We start from the raw sequence: 22,839 nt of genomic DNA on the forward strand, positions 1-22,839 counted from the left end.
GCCCACGATGCCGTGGAAATGCTGCCCATGATCGCGTGGAACGCGCGCCCATCATCCGGTGGAATCAGTGCCCACCATCCCGTGGAACACGCAGCGCGTGACGTAACGCGAGAGGGGTGACGCATGACCCGGGCGGCCGCCGGCCCGCGCCGGGCAGGCGGTCGTTCGCCCATACGGCTGACGATTCCTCAGTCTGGGGCGCAATCAGGACCGGCAGGAGGCGCCTGATCCGGACTCCTGCCTCGTGGACGCATCCTGGAGGCAGCCTGATTTGGAGGTCAATCGCAATGAATGTTGAGGGTTCGCGCCTTGATTGCGCGCGCCTGAATGCTCAGGCGCGGCCGTCCCTCCCGCCGCGGGACACGTACGCGGCGCCAGGCGGCCCGTTGGCAAAGCCGCCTGAACTGGACGTTACCGGATCAGCGTGCTGACAATGACCGATACAATGGATGCGGCGAAGAACAGAAGGAGAAATGCGCCGCTGGTAATCTCGCTGTGCTGGGGTTGCTGGATCAGGTATTCAGGCGCTTTTCTAAGGGGGCGGTCGCTGCGTATTTGAGTTTCATGCATGTGATGCGCTCCGCATGGTCAAATTATACAGTCGCAAGATAAATATATTCTTTAAATCTTGATTCGGAAAGGCGGAATATTGCGGGGCGCCATGGCCCTTGACGGCGCCATGGAACCTGGATCAACGTCCCGGGACTTTGGAGGAAGCCATGTCTGTATATGCCCTCGGGAATGTCCGTCCCCAACTGCCCCAGCCCGGCGCTTTCTGGGTCGCGCCATCGGCGCATGTCATTGGTAATGTCCGTCTCGGCGAGGACGTGGGCGTGTGGTTTGGCACGGTTATCCGCGGCGATAACGAGCTGATCGACATCGGCCCGCGCTCCAATATCCAGGAGTTGTGCATGATGCACACGGATCCTGGCGCGCCAATCACCATTGCTGAGGAATGCACCATTGGGCATAGCGCCATTTTGCACGGATGCATGATCGGCGCCGGGTCGCTGATCGGCATGGGCGCGACCGTACTCAACCGCGCGAAGATCGGCTCCGGTTGCCTGGTCGGCGCCAATTCGCTGGTGCCGGAAGGCAAGGAGTTCCCGGACAACTGCCTCATTCTGGGCTCGCCGGCCAAAGTGGTGCGGCCACTCAGGGAAGAGGAAGTTGCGCGCCTGCGCGTCAGCGCCCGCCATTACGTCGAGAACTGGAAGCGCTTCGCCCAGACCCTGCAGGAGCTGTGAGCCCAAAAAGTTGCGCCCCAAAGGGTTTCGCCGGAGCGGTTTATCCCCGGATGGCGCGCTGGATGCGCCCTCCGGTCCAAGCCTGGAAAATGAAAAGCCAGCCGAACGGGCTGGCTTTTCTTCTTGCGGAGTGAGCTCTGAAACCGGTTATCGCGACGCGGTGGCCACGGGAGCCTGGGGCGCGCCAAGCGACACCCAGACATTTTGGCTGACGGCGGACTGGCGCTTGATGTAGGCGTAGCCCGTGCGCGTCCACGACAGGATGTCCTGACGGCGGTTGTCCAGCACCAGGTCGCCGCGATCGGTGGTGACCATCAGTACGGCGTGGCCTTCGCCCAGATTATCGCGCACCACCGTCACCAGCAGCGCCTGGCGGGGGTAACCCATGTCGATCAGCATGCGGCGCTTGGCCAGCACGTAGTCCTCGCAGTCACCCTTGCCGTCGTTCGGGTAGTCCCAGCGCTCCTCCGTCTTCCAGTGCTCCATGTCGGTGACCGGGGCGACGGAACGGTTGAAGTGGGCGTTGACCGCGGCGAGATCGCGCCAGCTCTTGCGGGACAGTTTGATGTGGGTGGGGGTGCGAATCTCATGGTCGCACTCACCGGCGTAGCGCTGGCAGAAGTCGACCCAGCCCATGGGGGAGAGGGTGGTTTGCAGCACCGGGGCCTTTGCCTGGCTCATGTCGGCGGGCAGGCCGGCCGTCTTCAGGTCCTGGCCCAGGGCCTGGCTGCTGAAGGCGGCGATCGCCGCGGCGATGATGAGTCCAGACCGGAAAGACACGACATAACCCCAGGGGCTGTTAACGTTTCGGTAACGATTTCACGCGCCCCCCGCCGGCGCAAGGCGCCCGGGCGGCAAACCTAAACAAATGGTAAACGCAATTACCGCCGCGTGGTTCCGGCCGGCGGGGCGGGAGTCCCCCATGGCGGCAGTTTTAAGGGGCGGACAGGCGGCCGGGGCGCCACAGGGGTGCGGCGCGCCGGGCGGCCAGGCTTTCACACGCGGGCGTTGCTTTCTGGCAGCGGCGGCGGCCGAAAGAACGACAAACGTCGCGGGGCTCGCGCGGCTGGAAGTTGAATGTGTTTCAGGCTGCTTGCGTGAATCATGGGCGGCGCCTCATGGTCGCGTCATGAGCAATCCTTCCCAGCGGCGTCAGCCCGATTCACCGCGCCCCGGTCGCGAGCCAATCTTCAACGCGCCGGCTGTCGTGGCCGCGCTGATTGGCGTTTTCCTGCTTGTGCACGGGTTCCGCGAACTGGTGAACGACGACTTCATCTGGCTGTACCAGCTGGCCTTCGTGCCGGCGCGCGTGACCTGGTGGCTGCAGCCGGATGATTTCATGCAGCGCCTTGCGGCCAGCCTTCAGGGGCTGCCGCCCGACGCCGCCGCCGGCCAGCTGGCGTTGGGGCGGCTGATCGTCGCCAGCGGGTCGCTGGCGCCGTGGAGCGTGATCACCCATGCCTTCCTGCATGGCTCATGGACGCACGTCATCCTGAATTCGGTCTGGTTGCTGGCCTTTGGCGCGCCGCTGGCCAACCGGTTCGGCGCGGCGCGGTTCACCATCTTCTTCTTCATCTGCGCCGCCGGCGGGGCGCTCGCCCATTACCTGTCGGGGCCGATGGAGGTGATCCCGATGATTGGCGCCTCGGGGGCGATCTCGGGTTGCATGGGGGCGGCGGTGCGTTTCGCCTTCAATGTGCGCGGCGGCCTGTTCGGCGGCCCCGCCAGCGTTCACCTGGCGCGGGCCGACAGCCTGGTCGACACCTTCCGCAACCGCAGGGCCATGATGTTCGCCGGGGCGTGGTTCGTCACCAATATCCTGTTTGGCGTTCTGGCGCGGCCGTTGGGGGTCAGCGAATCCATCGTGGCGTGGCAGGCCCATATCGGCGGCTTCCTCACCGGCATGCTGCTGTTCGGCCTGTTCGATCCCCACCCGGCCGGATCAAGCGCTTCTGAATGGATGCGCGATACAGACTGATTGCATTGGGGGCGGGTTGCGGACAGTATTTACGTCCGGGGCCTGACAACCGGCGCCTGCGCGTGACCACGCGGGAGCGGCGCTGGCTGGCGGTGGATGGGCAAGCGGAACGGGGAGCGGGCGGAGGGAGAGCGACCATGACAGTTGCGCGCATTCTGGCCGACAAGGGCCGGAACGTCACATCGATCGAGCCGGAAGCGTCCTTGCGCGACGCCGCAGATCTGATGGCCGGGCAGGGCATTGGCGCCGTGCTGGTCCTTGATGCGGCGCGCGCGCTCATGGGCATCCTGTCCGAACGCGATGTGGTGCGGGCGATCTCCCGGCGTGGGCCGGAGGTGCTGCGGGACGAGGTGCGGTTTCACATGACGCGCGACGTCACCAGTTGCACCACAGCCGCCGCGGTCAATGAGCTGATGGCCCTGATGACGGCCAGCAAGTTTCGCCATGTGCCCGTGGTGGAGAACGGCAAGGTCATCGGCGTCATTTCGATCGGCGACGTGGTGAAGTTCCGGCTGGCCGAAATCGAAAGCGAACACCAGGCCCTGCGCGAATATATCGCCACGGCCTGAGGCCTGGGAGCCGCTGGCCTATCCGTGGGGATGGCGCCTGCTCTTTTTGCGCTCCGGCAGATGCGAGAGAGCGGGGCAGTCGGGTTCCCGGCTGGCCGGGCCAGCGCCGGCCCGATGGCTGGGCGCGGCGGCGCGCCTGCTTTCACCCCTGCTCAGCCGGAAATGTCCGCCAGTTCCAGCATTTCCTCCAGTTCCGGCAGGCAACGCTCGGCGGCGTCCGCGCCCAGTTGCATGGCTTCCGCGGCCCGGTGGAAATCGAACAGGCCGATCTGGCCGAGGCGCGGGCTGATCATGAGATTGGGCGGATCACCGGCCAGCCGCGAGCGCGAGATGCGGTCCTGGGTGATGTTGAAGGCGTCCATCATCACCGTGCCGATGCCCGGCGCGCCGTCGGGACGGCGGGCGAAGCGGCCGATGCGGCGGGCGGCGCCAAGCGCGCCGAGAATGCCGCCGTGCTTTTCAGTCGCCCCATCCGGCGCGGCGCCGGCCACGTCGTCTTCAAGCGGCCCGTGGGAGGGGATGGTGCTGGCGCGGTTGGAGCGCAGGTCGCCGTTCAGATTGATGGCCAGCACGAACTCGGCCCCCAGCGCCCGCGCCACGGTGACCGGAATTGGGTTAACCAGCGCGCCGTCCATCAGCCAGCGGCCGCCGATGCAGACGGGGTCAAAAATGCCGGGCAGCGCGTAAGAGGCGCGCATGGCGTCCACCACCGGCCCGCGGGTCAGCCAGACCTCGTGACCGCTGCCCAGCTCCGTCGCCACGGTGGCGAAGCGGCCTGGCAGGTCCTCCATGCGCAGGCGGCCGATATCCTGCTCCAGCAGCTGGCGCAGCCGGTTACCGCTGATCAGGCCAGAGCCGCCCATGGAAAAATCCATGAGACCCATGACGCGCCGGCGGGTGAGCGAGATCGCGAACTCCTCCAGAACGTCGAGCGAGCCGGTGGCGAAACAACCGCCAACCACCGCGCCAATGGAGGTGCCGACCACCACGTCGGGGGCGAATCCGGCCTTCTCCAGCACGCGCAGGGCGCCGATGTGGGCCCAGCCCCGCGCCGCGCCGCCGCCGAGCGCCAGGCCAAGGCGGACAGGTCGTCGCGGCTGGGGCGGATTGCGCGGGCGACGCGGGGACGGCGGCGTTTGCGCCGGTTCGCCGGACCCGGCCTGCGGCGCCGCGGTGGAAGCTTCGCCTGTTTCCATGGCTTCATCGGCGGGCGCCGCGGCGGCCGGCTCCTCCTGGGGGCCGCCAGAAGGTCCGCCGCGACGAAACTGCATGAAGCTCCTTGCATCAAACATGCTGATACCTGTTCGTGACCACGCGCGACCTGCGGACGTGGAAGCCGCCGGAAAAGCCTGAAGCCCTTGCGCGAACGCACCTGCTGTCGGCCGGAGCTTCAGACCCCTGCGCACTCGCGCCGTCGCCGCCTGATCGTCCTTCTTTTTGGATGACCATGGAAATCAATATGACTGACGAAATGTTGCATGCGTGTGCAATGCGGCGTTTTCCAGTGCCTGAGCGGCGCGCGCGGAGGTCACGGCTCCCCGCTGCGCCCCGCAGGCCGGCGCGCGGGCGCAGGATCACGGCGCAAGATCACGCCGCAGGATCACGGCGCAAGAACACAGACATAAGCATATGGCGCGTCCGCATGCTGGCGGCGCGGTTACTGGCGGGCCGGCAAGCTGATCCAGGACATGGGGCGCGTGGGCGGGCTACTCCACGAACTGGAGCTGCTGGTCAGGGCGGGCGCCGGCGCCGGTTTCGATAACCCGGTAAAAGCAGCTGGCCCGGCCGGTGTGGCAGCAACCGCCATCGCCGCCCACCCGCACCCGGATCCAGACGGCGTCCTGGTCGCAATCGACGCGCATCTCGATGATGCGCAGCACCTGGCCCGAGGTATCGCCCTTGCGCCACAGGGTCTGGCGCGACCGTGACCAGAACCAGCCCTCGCCAGTCTCAATGGTCTTTTGCAGGGCTTCGGCGTTCATGTGCGCCACCATCAGGACCTCGCCCGTGTCCGCATGGGTGGCGACGCAGGTGACCAGTCCGCTGGCGTCGAAGGCGGGCGTCAGCCGGGCGCCTTCCTCAACGTCGTGGGCGGAGCCGCGCGGGGGAAAGGCGCCGTGATGATCGCACATGGCTTGGCTCCCGGTGCTGGCGAAGATGGGGGAGGCGCCGCAGCGGGCAGCGGGCCGACAAAACGGGCGCCGCCCGCAAAGGAAGCGGGCCTGGGGGAGGTCAGGGCTGGCGGCGGACCATGGAGCCGCCGGCCGCCGGCAGTCAGGCGCCGGCGCGAACCAGGGTCATGAAGCGCGCCTGCTCGGCTGGATCCTCACGGAACACGCCGCTGAAGCGCGAGGTGATCGTCATGGAGCCCTGCTTCTGGATGCCGCGCATCGACATGCACATATGCGCCGCCTCAACCATGACCGCAGCGCCGCGCGGCCGCAGGCGCGCGTCGATGGTGTCGAGAATCTGGGCCGTCATCGTTTCCTGCGTCTGCAGGCGATTGGCGAAGATGTCGACGACGCGCGCCAGCTTGGACAGGCCAACGACGCCGCCGTTGGGATAATAGGCGATATGGACCCGGCCCGTGAATGGCACCATGTGATGCTCGCAATGCGAGAAAAACTGGATGTCGCGAAGCAGGACCATGTCGTCATAGCCGCCGACTTCAGCGAAAACCCGGTCCAGCTGGGCTTCGGGGTCCTGCCGGTAACCGCCGTACAGCTCTTCATAGGCTTTCACGACCCGACGGGGCGTGTCCACCAGGCCCTCGCGATCGGGGTTGTCGCCGGCCCAGGCGATCAGCGTGCGCACCGCCGCCTCGGCTTCTTCCCGCGTCGGGCGCTCAAAATCCGGTACGGTAACCTGCTTGTCGGCGTTGGCCGGGGCCAACCGCGCGGACAAGGACTTAACCACACTGTCCATGTGGGGCCTCCCGCTGTCGATCATTACATTCCACTCTTCAAGACGCCGCCCGCGCGAACACGGGAACGGCGCGCCGGTCGCCATGCGACGCGACAGCATGCGACGCCGTCTCAACGCAAGGGTCGGTCGTCATCGCGGTGATCCGGAAGGTCGGCTCCGGCAAGCCAGCAGAGCCATGCCTGGATCAGCCGACCCCTTGTATATAGGAGAGGGGCCGGTTGATCCTAGCCCTGAATTCCCGCCGCTGGCGATTGTTGCACGCCACACCATCTGGCGCCAGCGGCGGTGGCCGGGCCATTACGCCCCCAGGGACCTGGACCGGCGGAGTCCGGCGGCGGGGGGCTTTGCCCATGTCCATATTGCGCTTATGTAACTGGTTGCGCGCTCCAGCCGCCACGGAGACGTAGGGAAATATTCCCGCAGGTCTGGTTGTCAGGGCGCTTTCCGGTCAGCCAGAACTGGCTGGCCGACCAGAGTTCGCTCTCAACAGGGAAAGCTGGAGCATTTCCGGTCGAGATTGACTGGAAATGCCCCGGGGACGCCTCATGCTCGATGACGTGTATAACCGGCGCATCCTGACGCTGGCCGCCAATATCCCGCGCATCGGCCGGCTCGACGCCCCCGATGGCACGGCGGAGGCGCACGCGCGGCTGTGCGGCTCCCGGGTCACGGTGGACGTTCGTGTGGCGGATGGCCGCATCGTGGACTTCGCCCATGACGTGAAGGCCTGCGCCCTTGGGCAGGCGTCGTCGGCGATCATGGCCAGCCATGTCATTGGCGCCGATCTGGCGGAGCTGGAAGAGCTGCGCGAGCGCGTGTGGCGCATGCTCGACGCCGATGGCGCTCCCCCCGAAGGCAAGTGGGCCGACTGCGCCCTGCTGGAGCCTATCCGCGCCTACCGCGCCCGCCACGCCTCGACCCTGCTGACCTTTGACGCGACGCTCGCGGCCCTGAGGCAGGCGCTGGGGAAAGGGTGAGGTCCGGGGGCTGGCTTTGACGCGATCATGCGCCTGGCAAGCCAGGTGCTTCAGAAGCGGCCCCGTGCTCCAAAAAAAGCGCTCTGGCCATGAAAAAAGGGCAGCCCGAAGGCTGCCCTTTGCATGCGTCGCTGGCGCGCCGGATTACCAGAGCGCGCGCATGTTGAACGAATAGGCGGCGCTGACGCCGGCCGTGTACTGGTTGCGTGAGCCAACCCGCTGGACGATGGGGCTGTCGCCGGCGTCGCCCATGAGACGGTCATAACCGCCGAACACGGTGGTGGTGAGCTCGTCGGACCAGGTGTACGAGGCCGACGCGACCACGCCCAGGGAGTTGATGCCGCCCCTGGCCTTGAAGGGCTGGACGAAGCCCGCGGTCATCAGGGCGTCCTCGAAGCGGACGCCGAACATGTTGTCGTTATAGCGGTTGCTGCCCCACTTCAGGCGTGGGCCGACCGCCAGGGTCAGCCGGTCGAAGCTCTTGACGAAGTCAAGCCCGACCGAACCGACGAAGCCATGCACATTGCCCACGGCGTAGCGCGCTTCGATGCGGGCGCGCAGGAATTCCGTCGGCCACAGGTCGAGGAAGACGCCCGGTTGCACCGACCAGCCCGCGTCGTGAATGCCCCACAGGCGACGTTCGGAACCGGAATAACGGCCAGGGCCGTAGCCCGCCACGACGCCGGCGCGCAGCCAGGAGGTGTCGTAGAGCGACAGGCTGGCGCTATCGTCCGGCGAGGTGAACTTCGGCCGTTCGCCCATATAACGATAGCTGATGGAGGGCGAGCCAAAGAACGTCATGCGGTCGGAGCCGGGCCAGGCGGACGACACGCCGATGGTGCCCTTGACCGTGACGATCCACTGGTCAGACGACACGGGCGTATTGTTGAACATGATGTCCGAACGTTCGCCATAATCCGCCGGCTGGGCCTGAACGCCTCCGGCGAAAACGGCTGGCATGACAACAGCTGCGAGGGCGGCGGAAAATCTGGACAGGCGGCTTGGCACGGCTCGGGATGCTTTCGTTGCTGCGTTTGGCGTTCAGTATACGAAAAAGATTCTTAACAGGCGGCAAGCGCCAGCCTGAATCAGCGGCAAGGTTAATGCTATGCTAACGAAACCGCCAGCGTCGGTCTGGGGCGGCAATGTGGCGGCATCGCGGCGGACAGTCCCCGGCTGGGGATATGTCGCAGGCCAGGCGCCCGTCAGCCCGATGTTTCGCAGCCAAGCGCATGGACCAGGCAGGCGCAGGCCAGGCAGGAGCACAGGCATGTGCGCCGCGCTTTCGCCACGAAGGCCCGGGCTGGCGTTCCGGCCCTTCCGATCTCATATCTGCGCGGTAATGACGATGGAACATTCCCATCTCCGCTCCCGTATCCGGCGTCTCCCGGCGCAGGCGGGCATGGCGTTGATCCGCGCCTACCAGCTGAGCCTGTCGGGACTGGTCGGGCGCCAGTGCCGGCATTTGCCGTCGTGCTCCGCCTATACGTCCGAGAGCATCGGCCGGTTTGGTCTGTGGGCTGGCGGCTGGATGGGGCTGGCGCGCATCTGCCGCTGCCAGCCGTGGGGGACGCATGGCCTCGATTTTCCGCCGCGCCGGCGCCCGGCCGGCGCCCGCTGGTGGACGCCCTGGCGCTACGGACGCTGGCGCGGCGTCGAAGATCGCGCGGACGGAAATCGCCCGGGCGTGGGGGAGGACGCCGTGAAGGGCGCCGTGAAGGACCCCACGGCCTGTTCTTCGCTGTGACTGAAGGGCCGCTTTCGCGCCGTGTAAAACGGCCGGGCGACCCGGACAGATTGCCTGTCAGGCGCATGCGGGGTAAATGCTGGCGGACGTCATGGCGCATGCGCGCCCATGCAGCCGTTGGCCGCGGCGGGCCGTCGTGACGCAGGCTGCGGCGCGCGGGCGTCCGCCCTGTCATTCACGTTTTGCAATGCGAATGAGCGCAGCTTTCAACGGCATTGCGCCAACCGCTTACCTGCCCAGTTCGCAGGAGTGAGCCGAGGATCCGATGATCAACGTTACATTTCCCGATGGCGCCGCGCGCCAGTTTCCTGAAGGCATTTCCGGTTTCGAGATCGCGAAGGGCATTTCGCCGTCGCTGGCGAAGCGCACCGTGGCCATGGCGCTGGACGGCGCGCTCGCCGATCTGGCCGACCCGATCACCCGCGACGCCAGAATCGAATTCATCAACCGGGATGATCCGCGCGCCCTGGAGCTGATCCGCCACGACGCCGCCCACGTGCTGGCGGAGGCGGTGCAGAGCCTGTGGCCGGGAACCCAGGTCACCATCGGGCCGGTCATCGAGAACGGCTTCTACTACGACTTCGCCCGCGACGAGCCGTTCAGCCTCGAAGATTTCCCCGCCATCGAGAAGAAGATGCGCGAGATCATCGCCCGCGACGCGCCGTTCACCAAGGAAGTGTGGACGCGCGAGCAGGCGAAGGAATTCTTCGCGGCGAAGGGCGAAAACTACAAGGTGGAGCTGATCGACGCCATTCCGGTGGGCGATGACCTGCGCATCTACCGCCAAGGCGAATGGCTCGACCTGTGCCGTGGTCCGCACATGACCTCCACCGGCAAGATCGGCAACGCCTTCAAGCTGATGAAGGTGGCGGGCGCCTACTGGCGCGGCGACAGCAACAATCCGATGCTGACCCGCATCTACGCCACCGCCTTCGCGAAGCAGGACGACCTTGATCTCTATCTGAAGCAGCTTGAGGAGGCGGAGCGTCGCGACCATCGTCGTCTCGGTCGCGAGATGGACCTGTTCCACTTCCAGGAGGAGGGGCCGGGCACCGTCTTCTGGCATCCGAAGGGCTGGACCCTGTTCCAGGGCATCATCTCCTACATGCGCCGCCGTCTTGCCGGCGACTATGATGAGGTGAACGCGCCGCAGATCCTCGACAAGAGCCTGTGGGAGACTTCCGGTCACTGGGACTGGTACCGTGAGAACATGTTCGCGGCCCAGTCGGCCGGCGATGAGGCCGAGGACAAGCGCTGGTTCGTGCTGAAGCCGATGAACTGCCCGGGCCACGTGCAGATTTTCAAGCACGGCCTGAAGTCGTATCGCGACCTGCCGTTGCGCATGGCCGAGTTCGGCGTCGTGCACCGCTACGAGGCTTCTGGCGCCATGCACGGGCTGATGCGCGTGCGCGGCTTCACTCAGGACGACGCCCATGTGTTCTGCACCGAGGACCAGCTGGCGGAAGAGTGCCTGAAGATCAACGATCTGATCCTCTCGACCTATTCCGACTTCGGCTTCGACAAGATCGTGGTGAAGCTGTCGACCCGCCCGGAAAAGCGCGTTGGCTCCGACGCCCTGTGGGATCACGCCGAGGCGGTGATGGGCCGGGTGCTGAAGCAGATCGAGGCGCAGTCCGGCGGCCGCATCCAGACGGCGGTCAACGAGGGCGAGGGCGCGTTCTACGGGCCGAAGTTCGAGTATGTGCTGCGCGACGCCATCGGCCGCGACTGGCAGTGCGGCACCACCCAGGTGGACTTCAACCTGCCCGAACGTTTCGGCGCGTTCTACATTGACGCCGACGGCCAGAAGAAAACGCCGGTGATGGTGCACCGCGCCATCTGCGGTTCGATCGAGCGCTTCACCGGCATCCTGATCGAGCACTTCGCCGGCCACTTCCCGCTGTGGCTGGCGCCGGAGCAGGTGAAGGTGTTGACCATCACCCAGGACGGCGACGCCTACGCCCGCGAGGTGGCCGAAGCGGCGAAGCGGGGCGGCCTGCGCGCCGGCCTCGACCTGCGCAACGAGAAAATCACCTACAAGGTCCGCGAACATTCGCTGGCCAAGGTTCCGGTGCTGCTGGTGGTGGGCAAGAAGGAATCGGCGGAGCGCACCGTGTCGATCCGGCGGCTTGGCTCGCAGGAGCAACGCTCCATGGGGCTCGACGAGGCTCTGGCCATGTTGCAGCTGGAGGCGTTGCCGCCGGACCAGAAGCGCCTGCGCGCGCCCGACGCCGTGGCCGACGCGGCGGCGGTGGAGCTGGACGGCAAGCGCGTGGTCGCTGGCCAGCTTTGAGCCGCAAGGCGCGATGAGAAGCAGGGCCTGGTGAGACGCAAGGCCTGGTGAGAAGATAAAGCGGCCCCGGAGCTCATGGCTCCGGGGCCGTTATTTTTGCGGTTTGCCTGATGGGAAGGGATGACGCCCGCAACGGGCGGGCAAGCCGGGCGCGGGCAAGCCGGGCGCGGCAAGTCGCGCGGGCATGACGGGGGCGGATGATCGGGGCGCCCGTCATATCCGTCCGTTGTGTTTCAGCCACGCTTTGGATGGGGCGTTTTATCCTTTGACGGCGGCGGCTGGCTGGCGCGGGGCGCGGAGCGGGCGGGCGACGTGGCGGGTGAACAGGCGGCGGTTGACGTCCGCGTCCGGCTCCGCGTCGGCGAGGGCGAGACGCACGGCGTCGCGCAGCCGCGTGGCGATGAAGTCGGCATAGATCGCCGGGGCGTCGAAGGGCAGCGGCGGATCGGCCTCATCCAGCGGCACGAACACCCCGACCCGCAGGGCGGGCTGCGCCCGTTTCAGCCGGCGCACCGTCTGGCGGGCGTGGGCGGCCGAGGCAACGTTGAGGTAGGCGACGACGGCCGTATCGACGCCGTCCAGCGGTAGCGTCAGCCGGCCGAATCCGGCGATATCGGAGAATGGCGCCAGGCTGGTTTCCGCGCCCTGCGCCTGGAGTGTCTGGGCCAGCATGGCCGCCGCCACGTCGTCCAGTTCGCTGCGGCCGCCAATCAACAGCAGGCGGCGGCCTTCGCCGTCCGGCAGCACCAGGGCCGGCGCCTCGGTCGCCGCCGGTTGCGCCGCGTCGTGGGCGTCCGCCTCCGCCTCCGCCTCCCTGCCGGGACGCAGCCTGGCGAGCACGCCGCGTTGCAGTCTGGCGACCGGCCCGGCGGCGCCCTGGCCTTCGGCGTTGTCGGCGCCCTCCCTGTGGTTTTCCTCCTCCGCCTCTTCCTCCAGGGCGATATCGGTCAGATTGGCGACCAGCGCCTGGGCGGTGGCGGCGAAGCGGGCGCGCTGCGCCTCGTCCAGTACGCCGCGCTGGCGGTCAGTTTCGCCGATGCGCAGCGCCGGCAGGCCGATGTCGCCGTAGTAATCGACCAGATATCCGGTTTCCAGATAATCCTCGGCGTTGTCGGTGGCCTCGTGGGGATCGCCGGCCAGCAGTCGCTGATAGAGGCGCTGGTGCGGCTCCAGCACCGGCGTGTTGCCGAGCAGCACGTCAAGAAAGGCGAACTGGGGCACGTGGCGGCCCAGCACCATCAGACAGACGGTGATTGGCGTGGAAAGCACGAGGCCAACGGGCCCCCACAGGGATGTCCAGACAATCGCCGCGACAATGATCGCCATGGGTGAAAGGCCGGTGCGGGAGCCGTAGAGCCAGGGCTCGATGATGTTGTTGCTGATGAGTTCGACCACGATGAACAGCGCCGCCGTCCACAGCAGCAGCGTCCAGCCCGGCGAGACGGCGAGGGCGAGAAACAGCGGGATCATCATGCCGATGACCGGGCCGATATAGGGCACGAAGCGCAGCGCCAGGGTCAGCAGGCCCCACAGCATGGCGTTGGGAATGCCGAGCAGCCACAGGCCAAGGGCGATGGGAATGGCGTAAAGGGTGTTCACCACCAGCTGCATGAGCAGGTAGTGGCCGACGCGGGCGCCGGCGTCCTGCAGCGCCTCGGTGGTGCGATAGAGATCCCCGGCGCCGGCCAGGCGAATGAAGCGGTCGCGCAGGTCCTCGCGCTCCAGCAGCATGAAGATCACCACGACGATGATCAGGCCGGCGGTGGCGAAGGGGCTGACCAGCGGCATGACGACGTTGCGCAGGATCTCCACCGGGCCTTCGCGGGTGACGATCTCCACCGGCAGCGGCTTCTGCTCCGCCGGCGCGGCCTCGCTGGCCGGCGCGGCGGCCTCCGGCGCGGCGGATTCCCTCTGGGGCGCCGACGGGGCAGTTTTTTCTATCTCGGCGCCGATGCGGGCGACAGCGCGGTTGATGCGGTCAATGATCCCGCCGCCCGCGCCCATCTCCTTCAGGGCCTGCACCTTCTGGACGATGTTGGCCTGATAGGTCGGGATGTTGCCCGCGAGGCTGGTGATCTGGGAGGCGACGATGAAGCTGAACAGGCCGATGATGGCGAAAGCCACGGTGACGGTGAAGATCACCGCGGGAATCCTGGGCACCGACCATTTGCGCAGGAAATTGACGATGGGCGCCAGGGTGAAGGTGAGGAGGATCGCCACCGCCAGCGGCATGAAAATGTCCCGCCCCACATACAGCAGCCCGGCCAGCACGACGAGGGTGAGCAGGGCGGCGGCTGACGGGCGGGCGATGTCCGGGGTGGTCCGGGGTGGGCTCAGGACAGGCGGGGCGGAAGGGCGGGCGGTGTCGCGAACTGGCGCCATGTATGATCGTTCCCCCTGGTGGCCCCACCCGGAAGGGCAGGGAGCGCCTCGCAGAAGGAACGCGGAAGGCGGCAAGTCGTTCCGCCTGCTGGGGGATACATTCACGTCAGCCTGCCACGTCAGCCTGCGGGCTGGGGGCGCATCAATGCCAGCCTACTGGCTGACCAGCACCTCCACATCGCGGTTGGCGCCGGATTCCACCTTGAATTCGCGCGTGTGCACCTTGCCGTCATAGCGGGCGATGACGACGTAATCGCCTTCCGCCAGCACGACGGAGGGGAATGCGCCGATCTCTTCGCGGATGACGTCGCCGCCGGGGGTCAGCACGCTGAAGGCGGTGCCGGCGAAGGCTTCGCCGCCCGGCGCCTGAACCAGCTTCAGGGTCACGACGGCGGCGCGGTGGTGCAGGGTGGCCTCGGTGATCCTGCCGGGCTCGACCTTCAGGTCGGCCCGCATCACCGCGTTCGAATCGCCATAGGTGGAAACCACATGGTAGACGCCTTCGGGCAGGCGGATGGTCACCCCCGGCGGGGCGTTCTCCACCACGCGGCGGCCTTCTAGGTCCTGCCCGACCGGCACGAATACCGAAACGCGCATCTGCGAGGACGGGATCGGCATATCGCCAACGGCGCCGAGCACCTTCAGCCCGCCGGCGTTGATGGCCAGCTTCACCTGCCTGTCCGAGGTGAGGTCGACCCGCTGCATGGCGCTGGCGTAGCCATAGGCGGCGTGCACCATGTAGACGCCGGGCTTCAGGCGCAGGGTCGGCGTCGCCTCGGTCGACTCGGCGACGGGACGGGCGATCTCGCCATTCGGGTCGGGGGCGTCGGCGTAAACCCGCCACACCACCCCGCTGTGCAGGGCGAGGCCGTGGCCGGGCGTGGAGCCAAGGGTGGCGTCGAGCGACAGGCGCAAAAGCTTCTCCGCCTGTTCAGGTTCAGGCAAAGGGGCGGTCAGCGAGCCGGCCTCGCCGTGGGCCGGCGGCGTCGCCAGGGTAGGGGCGGGCGCGGATGGGGCCGGGGTGGACGGCGCGGGCGCTGGCTCCTGCGCGGCTGCCGGGCCGCCGGTCTGCCCGGATGCGGGAAGGACAGGCGTGACAATAACCGTCGCCAAAGCGGCCATGGCGACAACCGTTTGCTTCCTCACGTTCGCATTCCCGCTATTTCACCGCCCAGACGTCCTGCCCATCCTGTGTGCAGGCCGATCACGCCTATTTTCAGGCGCCGGCGGTTGTCATGCATCGCGGCCCGTAGCGGCGCAAGCCTCGCGGACGTTATAAGAGCCCGTCTGCAAGTACCGGACGGGTCTGCCGGGTCAGCGTTTGCCCCGGAAAATCGCATGGACCCGTCAGAAAAGGTGATCCGTGACAGAGATGCTCAAGCTGATGGCCGCCCGCCGCTCGGTTCCGCCCGCCGGCCTGAAAGAGCCGGGTCCTTCACGCCCCCAGGTCGAAGAACTGTTGCGGCTGGCCAGCCGCGTGCCGGATCACGGCAAGCTGGCGCCGTGGCGGTTCATTGTCATCGCCGGCGAGGGCCGGGAGCGAATTGGCGCGGTGATCGCGGCGGCGGCGCGCGCCGACCAGCCAGGGGCGCGGCCGGAGCAGATCGAGGCGGAGCGCGCCCGCATGACCATGGCGCCGGTGATCGTGGCGGTGGTGTCCACGGCGCGGCCACACGTGAAAATTCCGCTGTGGGAGCAGGAGCTGTCCGCTGGCGCGGTGTGCATGGCCCTGACCCAGGCTGCCTGCGCCATGGGTTTCGCCACCTCGTGGCTCACCGGCTGGCTGGCGTTCGACCGGCGGGTGCTGGGGGCGCTTGGGGTCCGCCCCGACGAGCGGATCGCCGGCTATATCCATATCGGCTCCGCCGCCGCCGTTCCGCCGGATCGCGAACGGCCCGATCTGACCGAAATCGTTTCCTGGTACGGGGAAAGCTGATGTTTTACGAAGCAGACCGCCGCCGCGAGTTCCTGGCGCACGACCCGTTCAAGGCGCTGGTGGCGCCGCGCCCCATCGGCTGGATCAGCTCGGTGAGCGCGGCTGGGGCGGTCAATCTGGCGCCCTACAGCTTCTTCAACGGCTTCTCCACCGATCCGGCCATCGTTGGATTCTCCACCGGCGGCTACAAGGATTCCATCGCTTTTGTCGAGGAAACAGGGGAGTTCACGTGCAGCATCGCCACCTGGGACCAACGTTTCGCCATGAGCGAGACGTCGGCGCCGCTGGCGCGCGGCGTCAATGAGTTTGATCACGCCGGGCTTGAGATGGAGCCATCGGTGCTGGTGAAGCCGCCGCGGGTGCGTGGGGCGCCGGCGGCGCTGGAATGCCGCTACCTGCAAACCGTGCGGCTGGACGATCTGGAAGGGCGCGACACCAGCTGGAAGCTGGTGCTCGGCCAGGTCGTGGGCGTCTACATCGACGACCGCTTCATCCGCGACGGCATGATCGACACGGCGGCGATGCGGCCGATCGCCCGCCTGGGCTTCCGGGACTATTCGGTGGTCAACGAAGTGTTTTCCATCAAGCGCCCCGAAGGCGGCGGCGACTGAGCAGGCAAGCCTCATCGCGCGCCCAGCGCCCGGATGATCACGCGCCCACGCGCGAAAGTGATCAGGCGCCCACGTGATGTGACAGCCGGCGGGAGCGGGCGCGCCGCCGTTTTACGCCTGCCCGGCCCGGGCCAGCGTGCGCCGGGCGCGCAGCAGGTGCGGCCGGTCGATCATCTGGCCGTCGATGTTGATTACTCCGAGGGCGTCATTGGCGGCGAATGCGTCGACGATGGCGCGGGCTTCGGCAATGGCGGCGGCCGATGGCGTGAACCGCTCGTGAATCACCGGAATTTGCGCCGGATGAATGGCGAGCTTGCCCGAGAAGCCGTCGCGCAGGGCGTCGGCGCATTCCCTGTCCAGCCCCTCCAGGTCCCTGAGGCCGGTGAACACGGTGTCGATGGCGGCGACGCCGGCGGCGCTGGCGCCAAACAGCAGCAGCGCGCGGGCGAGGCGGAACGGCCCGGTGAACTGGCCGGCCGCGTCCCGGTTGGCTTGGGCGCCAATGTCGGCGGACAGGTCCTCCGCGCCCCAGGACAGGGCGATGAGGCGGCGACTGGCGCCGGCGTAGCTGCCGAGGCCGAATATGCTGGCCCCCGTTTCGGTGGCGACAGGCATGATGACGGTGGCGCCGTCCGGCAGGTCGAACTCCGCCTCGCGCACGGCGATCTTGGCGGCAAGATGGGAGATATCGGCGCCGCCGGACGATTTGGGCAGCACAACGCCATCGGGCGCCGCCGCCATCACCACGTCGAGATCGGCGTCCGTCAGCCCCGAATCCAGCGCGTTGACCCGGACAAACAGGCGTGGCCGCCCCGCGGCCCCGCGCGCCTCGCGGACGAAGTCCCGGGTCGTCACCCGCGCCTCGTCCTTCTGACCGATGGCGACGGAATCCTCCAGGTCGATGATCAGCGCGTCGGCGCCGGAATCCAGCGCCTTCGCCATTTTTTTGGGACTGTCGCCAGGGACGAAAAGAAAGGAGCGCATCGGGAATGTCCGGTAGGGAATCAGGCGGAAAATCAGGCGGGACGGCGGCGCATGAAGGCCTGGCGGCGGCATTCGGCCACCAGGGTTCCGTCCTGTTTGTACGCCCGGTGGATGAAGTCGACGACGCCGGCGTCCGGCCGCGATTTCGATACGCGGGCCGCGGCGACTTCGGTGGCGACGCGCACGGTGTCGCCCTCGAACAGCGGGGCCGGGAAGCGCACGTCCGTCATCCCCAGATTGCCGATGGTGGTGCCCATGGTGGTGTCGTTCACCGAAATGCCGACCATCAGGCCGAGGGTGAACAGCGAATTGACCAGCGGCCGCCCCCACTCGGTCTCGGTGGCGCAAAAATGCGCGTCGATGTGCAATGGCTGCGGATTGAGCGTCATGTTGGAGAACAGCATGTTATCCGCCTGGGTCACCGTCCGCGTCAGACGGTGGGCGAAGGTCCGGCCAACGGTGAAGTCCTCGAACCACAGGCCGCCGCGCGGATGGCGTCCGTCAGCGTCCAGCCGGGATATGTCGTTCTCGTGCGTCATGTCGCTCCCTCATTTTCCGCGCCTCTTCATTGTTGGGCTGCCCGCGGCTTCTGGCGGAATTCACGGCGATGAGCCGGGGGGCCGCTCCGCCGGCGCCGGCGCGAGCGTTGTCCCGCCGTGAAAGCCCGCCCGGATTGCCGGAACATCCTCAGTAGCCGAATTGCTCGCGCAGGATGCGTTCGTCAAGGCTGTGTCCCTGGTCGTGCAGCAGCACCAGTTGCAGGGAGGGGTCCTTGCGCACCTCGACGCGGTGCGCGCGGCGGACCTCGTGGCCGTCGGCGACGGCCGCGACCGGCCGTTTTTCAGGCTCCAGCACCTCGATGGCGATCCTGGCGTGATTGGGCAGCAGGGCGCCGCGCCAGCGGCGGGGGCGGAACGGGGCCAGGGGCGTCAACGCCAGCAACGGCGCGTTCAGGGGCAGGATCGGGCCGTTGGCCGACAGGTTGTAGGCGGTGGAGCCGGCCGGGGTCGCCACCAGAATGCCGTCGGCGGTGAGCTCTTCCATGCGCACCTTGCCGTCAACGGAAATCCGCAGCTTCGCCGCCTGATGGGTCTGGCGGAGCAGGCTGACCTCGTTGATGGCGTGGGCGGTGGTTTCATCCCCATTGTGATCGATGGCGCGCATCAGCAGCGGATGGATGATGGAGCGTTGCGCCGCCGCCAGCCGCTCGATCAGGTTATCCTCGCAATAGTCGTTCATCAGGAAGCCGACCGAGCCGCGATGCATGCCGTAGATCGGTTTGTCGCGCCCCATGAAACGGTGCAGGGTTTGCAGCATCAGCCCGTCGCCGCCGAGGGCGACGATGACTGAAGCCTGTTTGGGATCAACGCCGCCATAGCGTTCTTCCAGCCTGACCCGGGAATCCTGGGCTTCCGGATTGTCGCTGGCGACAAAGCCGATCGACGAATAGCTGCGTGGCATGTTCCGCCCGAATGCTCCACTCAAGGGATGGCGCTGGCTCACGCCTTCCCCGAACGCGGTGGGTGCATGGCGCCGCGATATGAATGACACGTCCCGCAGGACAAGGGAACCGCACGGGGCGGCGCGCCGGCCAGGCCCGTTCGGGCCAGGCCCCGGCGGCCGTCAGGCGCTGCCGATCAGGATGCCGGCCGCCAGCACCAGCGCGCCGCCCAGCACCACCTGCAGGGCGGCGCGGAAGAAGGGGGTTTCCATGTAACGGTTCTGGATCCATGCGATGGCCCACAGTTCGCAAAACACCAGCACGACGGCGACGGCGGTGGCGGTCCAGAAATCGCGGATGAGATAGGGCAGGGCATGGCCGAGGCCGCCGAGCGTGGTCATGATCCCGCAGGCGAGGCCGCGCTTGATCGGCGAGCCCCGGCCCGAGAGCTTGCCGTCGTCATGCACCGCCTCGGTGAAGCCCATGGAAATGCCGGCGCCAACCGAGGCGGAGAGGCCGACGAGAAAGGTCTGCCAGGTGTCCTGGGTGGCGAAAGCGGCGGCGAAAATGGGCGCCAGCGTCGACACCGAGCCATCCATCAGGCCGGCTAGGCCGGGCTGGATATAGGTGAGGATCTGTCGCCGGCGTTCGGCGGCGCGCTCGGCCTCCTGAACGTCAGCCGGCGTCAGTCGCTGTTCCAGCGCGTCGGCCAGCGCTTCGTGCTGCTTTTCCTGAAGGGCGAGATCGCCGAGGAGCTTGCGGGTCGCCGCGTCGGTTACCCGTTCGGCCGCCGTCGCGTAAAAACGCCAGGCCTGCTCCTCCATGGCGGCGGCGGCGGCGCGAACCCTGTCGATGCCCAGGGGGCGCACCAGCCAGTCCGGCCTGCGGGTGAAATAGCCACTGACGTGCTCGCGGCGGATCAGTGGAATCGTATCGCCGAAGCGGGCTTGATGCAGGGCGATCAGGGCGTCGCGATGGGCATGCTCTTCCGCGGCCATACGCTCGAAAATCCGCGCCGTATCAGGAAAATCATCACGCAGACCGTCGGCGTAGGCGAGGTAAATCCGCGCGTCATCCTCCTCGGAGGAGATGGCGAGGGCGAGAATTTCCTGTTCGGAGAGGGAATCGAACGGCCGGCGGCCGCCGTTGAAGAGACGGGTGAGCATGGATTTGATATCATGTCCAAAATGACAGTATATTAGAATTATTCCAAAATTTGCCGGACGGCAAGTCGTCAGGGGTTTCGCGGGCCGCTGGCGTCACGGGCTGGCTGGCTGGCGGGGCGCGCCAGGCGGCGACTGGAAAACTGGAGGCGGCGGTGAGCGAATTCGTCTTTTTGTACACCACCTTTCCCGGGGAGGCGGCGGCCGCGCGGGTCGCCCGGGAGCTGGTGGAGGCGGGTCTGGTCGCCTGCGCCAATATCATTCCCGGTATGCGGTCCATCTATCGCTATGGGGATGGGGTCGAAGAAGGACAGGAGGTCGTGGTGATCTTCAAACTGCCGGCAAAGGCCGCGGAGGCGGCCGCCGGGCGGTTACGCGCGCTTCATCCCTATGAAACGCCGGTGGTGGCGTTCCTCCACGTCGCGCCAGACGCCGCGACCGCCGCCTGGCTGCGCGAAGCCACGGGCTGAGGCCGCCGGCAGCCGACCGGGAGCCGTTGGTTTCCCGGCGCGCCGGCCGGATCCACCGTACGGCGGGACCAGACATTGCAGGGACAGGGGGAATTTTTTCTGCTTTTACAAGGCGTCAATATGTGTTAAGTCATTATTAACAACCGGTATATGCGGAGTTGCCCGCACCGGTGCTCACTCCATGAGACCCGCCCCCTCTGACCCCCTCAGAGGGGGCATTTTTGTCTCCGCGCGGCTCTGCCCTGGTCCGCGCCGGTTGTGGCCCTGATCTGATCTGGCCTGACCCCTGCTCCGCGCCCGGACGTTGTTCGTTCGGGTCGCGGGCGCCTTTCCGGGCGCTCATCTTTCCGGGGCGACCCACTTTCTGGGCGCCCCAGCTCCGGGGGCGACGTTCTCCACACGCCGCCACGGGCTGTGGTCCGCGGTTTCCATATCGGCCCAACTTGTTCTATGCCTGATGGTCCGGTGGGCGGGGCTGCGGCTGTCGTTTCCCTGTCCGGCGGCCAGAAACGTGGAAGCGCCCTGTACAGGCCAGGATCGGCCGGCGGGACGTTGATGGAGGAATACGCATGGTTTCGATCGTTGCACGGATCAAGGTCAAGGAAGGCGAGGGCGCTTCTTTCGAGAAGGTCGCCAAGGAACTGGCGTCGAAGGTGAACGCCAACGAGCCAGGCTGCGAATTCTACGCCCTGCACAAGACGGACGATCCCACCGTGTATGTGTTCATTGAACGCTACAAGGATCAGGCCGCCATTGAGGCGCACCGCAAGTCCGACCATTTCCGCGCGCTTGGCAAGGAAATGGGCCAGTTCATGGCCGGACCGCCGTCCGTGGAAGTGCTCCAGGAAGCCTGAGGCAGGCCGCGCGCAGCCGCCTCATCGACCGGTTGCCCACCGGTCGTGGCGCCCGCCTGATGAACCGGCGGGAGCAGCGCTCCGGAACAAAACGGGCCGCCCAATGGGCGGCCTTTTTGCTGGCGGACACGTCCTTGCCGGCGGATATCCGCCACCGCCATTCCTTCCGTCATTCCTGGCGCAGCAGGAAATGGCCGTAGGCGCTGGCGATCGGCTTGTCCTGGTTCTCCTGCCAGGCCTCGACCATGACGGCGACGACGCGGCGGCCTTCCTTGGTGATGCGGCAGCGGGCGTAGGTGTCCACCGGTCGGCCGGAGCGCAGGTAATTGATGGTGAGGCCAATGGGCTTTGGCGGGCGGTCCTGGCCGAACTGGGCGCTGAGCTGCAACAGGGCGGTGGTTTCCAGGAAAGCGCCGATCGTGCCGCCGTGCAGGGCGGGCAGGGACGGGTTGCCAATCAGCCTGGGCTCGAAGCGCATGACGGCGGTGACATCGTCGCCACGCTGCTCGCACTCCACGCCAAGAAACTGGGCGTAGCTCATCCGCTCCAGCATCTTCTGCGCCGGGCTGCCCGGGCTCCTGGGCGGCGCCGGCGGACGCACCGGCAGTTCGTTCAGCTTCGTCGTGTCGGGGCGGACGCTCAGGCTGGTCTTGTTGGCGGCCAGCATGAAGGTAGCCACCGCGTTGGCGATGAGGTCGCCCTCGCCCTGGTAGGCTTCCGCCCGGACGAAGGCGATGTTCTTCGTCATCTTGTAGCAGTGGGCGTGGCAATGCACCGTTTCGCCGCTGGCGGCTGGTTTCATGTAGTCGATGCGCAGGTCCAGCGTGGCGATCGCCTGGCGCATGGCCTTCTTCAGCTGCACCGAGGCGCCGCAGGTGTGATCAATCAGGGCGGTGATGACGCCGCCATGGAGAACGCCGGTTTCTGAGTCACCCGCGAATTGCGCCTGGTAAGGCAAGGCCAGGGTTGCATGACCAACGCGCGCGCTCTCAAACCGGAGGCCAAGGGCGTGGGCGTGCGGCGTGCCGCCGGCCATGCGGGCCTCGATGAATTCGAGCAAGGCGGGATCGATTTCGGCGCCGTCCGCCAGCTCTCCGGCGGCAAGGGCCCTGGCGGCGAGCTTTTCGGCGGATTCATTCGTGGTCATTGTCTGCTCGTCTCCGTCAGGTCGCCGGCGCGGGGCATGGTCCGGGAAAGCGATGCTGCTTCCGCCCGTTTCTCCGCTCCGCGTTTCCCGCCTGTCGTTCTTGTAAAAATACCGC

At 67.0% G+C, this 22,839-nt stretch carries 23 protein-coding genes; 10 read left to right on the top strand and 13 right to left on the bottom strand.

From position 1 onward, the window contains the following. Positions 1-411: 411 nt before the first annotated feature. On the bottom strand, positions 412-570 hold the full coding sequence (locus EV666_RS18320; protein ID WP_165910050.1) for a hypothetical protein: 159 nt from the start codon (positions 568-570) through the stop codon (positions 412-414). Between the two features lie 149 nt (positions 571-719). Between EV666_RS18320 and EV666_RS15925 the strand changes: the two genes are divergently transcribed. Further along, positions 720-1,247 (top strand): gamma carbonic anhydrase family protein, encoded by a 528-nt coding sequence (locus EV666_RS15925; RefSeq protein ID WP_132010351.1) that lies wholly within the window; start codon positions 720-722, stop codon positions 1,245-1,247. Between the two features lie 147 nt (positions 1,248-1,394). Here EV666_RS15925 and EV666_RS15930 read toward each other — a convergent pair whose 3' ends face one another. Then, positions 1,395-2,027, bottom strand: coding sequence for a transglutaminase-like cysteine peptidase (locus tag EV666_RS15930; protein WP_132010353.1), 633 nt, complete (start codon positions 2,025-2,027; stop codon positions 1,395-1,397). 349 nt (positions 2,028-2,376) lie between these two features. On the opposite strand from EV666_RS15930, the gene EV666_RS15935 reads away from it, so the two are divergent. Both EV666_RS15935 and EV666_RS15940 read left to right on the top strand, forming a co-directional pair. Beyond that, positions 2,377-3,225, top strand: a complete 849-nt coding sequence (locus tag EV666_RS15935; RefSeq protein ID WP_165910051.1) for a rhomboid family intramembrane serine protease — start codon at positions 2,377-2,379, stop codon at positions 3,223-3,225. Positions 3,226-3,362: 137 nt separating this feature from the next. Next, complete coding sequence (locus EV666_RS15940; protein ID WP_132010357.1) at positions 3,363-3,794, top strand: CBS domain-containing protein; 432 nt, start codon at positions 3,363-3,365, stop codon at positions 3,792-3,794. A 152-nt stretch (positions 3,795-3,946) separates the two neighbouring features. On the opposite strand, the gene EV666_RS15945 is transcribed toward EV666_RS15940, so the two are convergent. The 3 genes from EV666_RS15945 to folE form a co-directional block, all read right to left on the bottom strand. After that, on the bottom strand, positions 3,947-5,065 hold the full coding sequence (locus tag EV666_RS15945; protein ID WP_245514486.1) for a patatin-like phospholipase family protein: 1,119 nt from the start codon (positions 5,063-5,065) through the stop codon (positions 3,947-3,949). Between the two features lie 435 nt (positions 5,066-5,500). Then, positions 5,501-5,926, bottom strand: a complete 426-nt coding sequence (gene hisI, locus EV666_RS15950) for a phosphoribosyl-AMP cyclohydrolase (protein ID WP_132010359.1) — start codon at positions 5,924-5,926, stop codon at positions 5,501-5,503. 142 nt (positions 5,927-6,068) lie between these two features. Beyond that, positions 6,069-6,719 (bottom strand): GTP cyclohydrolase I FolE, encoded by a 651-nt coding sequence (gene folE, locus EV666_RS15955; RefSeq protein WP_132010361.1) that lies wholly within the window; start codon positions 6,717-6,719, stop codon positions 6,069-6,071. A 545-nt stretch (positions 6,720-7,264) separates the two neighbouring features. Here folE and EV666_RS15960 point away from each other — a divergent pair. Then, positions 7,265-7,696 (top strand): iron-sulfur cluster assembly scaffold protein, encoded by a 432-nt coding sequence (locus tag EV666_RS15960; protein WP_132010363.1) that lies wholly within the window; start codon positions 7,265-7,267, stop codon positions 7,694-7,696. A 144-nt stretch (positions 7,697-7,840) separates the two neighbouring features. On the opposite strand, the gene EV666_RS15965 is transcribed toward EV666_RS15960, so the two are convergent. Continuing rightward, on the bottom strand, positions 7,841-8,656 hold the full coding sequence (locus EV666_RS15965) for a MipA/OmpV family protein (RefSeq protein WP_132010365.1): 816 nt from the start codon (positions 8,654-8,656) through the stop codon (positions 7,841-7,843). A gap of 388 nt (positions 8,657-9,044) precedes the next feature. On the opposite strand from EV666_RS15965, the gene yidD reads away from it, so the two are divergent. After that, positions 9,045-9,443, top strand: a complete 399-nt coding sequence (gene yidD, locus EV666_RS15970; protein ID WP_207906440.1) for a membrane protein insertion efficiency factor YidD — start codon at positions 9,045-9,047, stop codon at positions 9,441-9,443. A 265-nt stretch (positions 9,444-9,708) separates the two neighbouring features. Further along, positions 9,709-11,736 (top strand): threonine--tRNA ligase, encoded by a 2,028-nt coding sequence (gene thrS, locus EV666_RS15975; RefSeq protein WP_132010369.1) that lies wholly within the window; start codon positions 9,709-9,711, stop codon positions 11,734-11,736. A 258-nt stretch (positions 11,737-11,994) separates the two neighbouring features. Here thrS and EV666_RS15980 read toward each other — a convergent pair whose 3' ends face one another. Next, on the bottom strand, positions 11,995-14,118 hold the full coding sequence (locus tag EV666_RS15980) for an AI-2E family transporter (RefSeq protein ID WP_132010370.1): 2,124 nt from the start codon (positions 14,116-14,118) through the stop codon (positions 11,995-11,997). A gap of 153 nt (positions 14,119-14,271) precedes the next feature. After that, positions 14,272-15,264 (bottom strand): hypothetical protein, encoded by a 993-nt coding sequence (locus EV666_RS15985; protein ID WP_132010371.1) that lies wholly within the window; start codon positions 15,262-15,264, stop codon positions 14,272-14,274. A gap of 226 nt (positions 15,265-15,490) precedes the next feature. Between EV666_RS15985 and EV666_RS15990 the strand changes: the two genes are divergently transcribed. Both EV666_RS15990 and EV666_RS15995 read left to right on the top strand, forming a co-directional pair. Further along, complete coding sequence (locus EV666_RS15990; RefSeq protein ID WP_132010438.1) at positions 15,491-16,054, top strand: nitroreductase family protein; 564 nt, start codon at positions 15,491-15,493, stop codon at positions 16,052-16,054. Further along, complete coding sequence (locus EV666_RS15995) at positions 16,054-16,665, top strand: flavin reductase family protein (protein ID WP_132010373.1); 612 nt, start codon at positions 16,054-16,056, stop codon at positions 16,663-16,665. Before EV666_RS15990 ends, EV666_RS15995 begins: the two co-directional genes overlap by 1 nt. A gap of 111 nt (positions 16,666-16,776) precedes the next feature. On the opposite strand, the gene EV666_RS16000 is transcribed toward EV666_RS15995, so the two are convergent. The 4 genes from EV666_RS16000 to mbfA all read right to left on the bottom strand — a co-directional run bounded on the left by EV666_RS16000 (position 16,777) and on the right by mbfA (position 20,256). After that, a complete protein-coding gene (locus tag EV666_RS16000; RefSeq protein ID WP_132010375.1) occupies positions 16,777-17,649 on the bottom strand; it encodes an HpcH/HpaI aldolase/citrate lyase family protein in 873 nt (290 codons plus the stop codon). A 32-nt stretch (positions 17,650-17,681) separates the two neighbouring features. Further along, a complete protein-coding gene (locus tag EV666_RS16005; RefSeq protein WP_132010377.1) occupies positions 17,682-18,188 on the bottom strand; it encodes a MaoC family dehydratase in 507 nt (168 codons plus the stop codon). Positions 18,189-18,336: 148 nt separating this feature from the next. Next, complete coding sequence (locus tag EV666_RS16010) at positions 18,337-19,110, bottom strand: NAD kinase (RefSeq protein WP_132010379.1); 774 nt, start codon at positions 19,108-19,110, stop codon at positions 18,337-18,339. Between the two features lie 162 nt (positions 19,111-19,272). Further along, on the bottom strand, positions 19,273-20,256 hold the full coding sequence (mbfA, locus tag EV666_RS16015; protein ID WP_132010381.1) for an iron exporter MbfA: 984 nt from the start codon (positions 20,254-20,256) through the stop codon (positions 19,273-19,275). Between the two features lie 152 nt (positions 20,257-20,408). On the opposite strand from mbfA, the gene cutA reads away from it, so the two are divergent. Beyond that, positions 20,409-20,723, top strand: coding sequence for a divalent-cation tolerance protein CutA (gene cutA, locus EV666_RS16020; protein ID WP_165910053.1), 315 nt, complete (start codon positions 20,409-20,411; stop codon positions 20,721-20,723). Between the two features lie 569 nt (positions 20,724-21,292). Continuing rightward, positions 21,293-21,577: a putative quinol monooxygenase gene (locus tag EV666_RS16025; RefSeq protein ID WP_132010385.1), complete on the top strand. Its 285-nt coding sequence runs from the start codon at positions 21,293-21,295 to the stop codon at positions 21,575-21,577. A 169-nt stretch (positions 21,578-21,746) separates the two neighbouring features. On the opposite strand, the gene EV666_RS16030 is transcribed toward EV666_RS16025, so the two are convergent. Then, positions 21,747-22,724 (bottom strand): PaaI family thioesterase, encoded by a 978-nt coding sequence (locus tag EV666_RS16030; protein ID WP_165910054.1) that lies wholly within the window; start codon positions 22,722-22,724, stop codon positions 21,747-21,749. Positions 22,725-22,839: the final 115 nt, after the last annotated feature.

Origin of the sequence: Camelimonas lactis, from assembly GCF_004342915.1 — a bacterium.
In the GTDB taxonomy this organism is placed as follows: Bacteria; Pseudomonadota; Alphaproteobacteria; order Rhizobiales; family Beijerinckiaceae; genus Camelimonas; species Camelimonas lactis.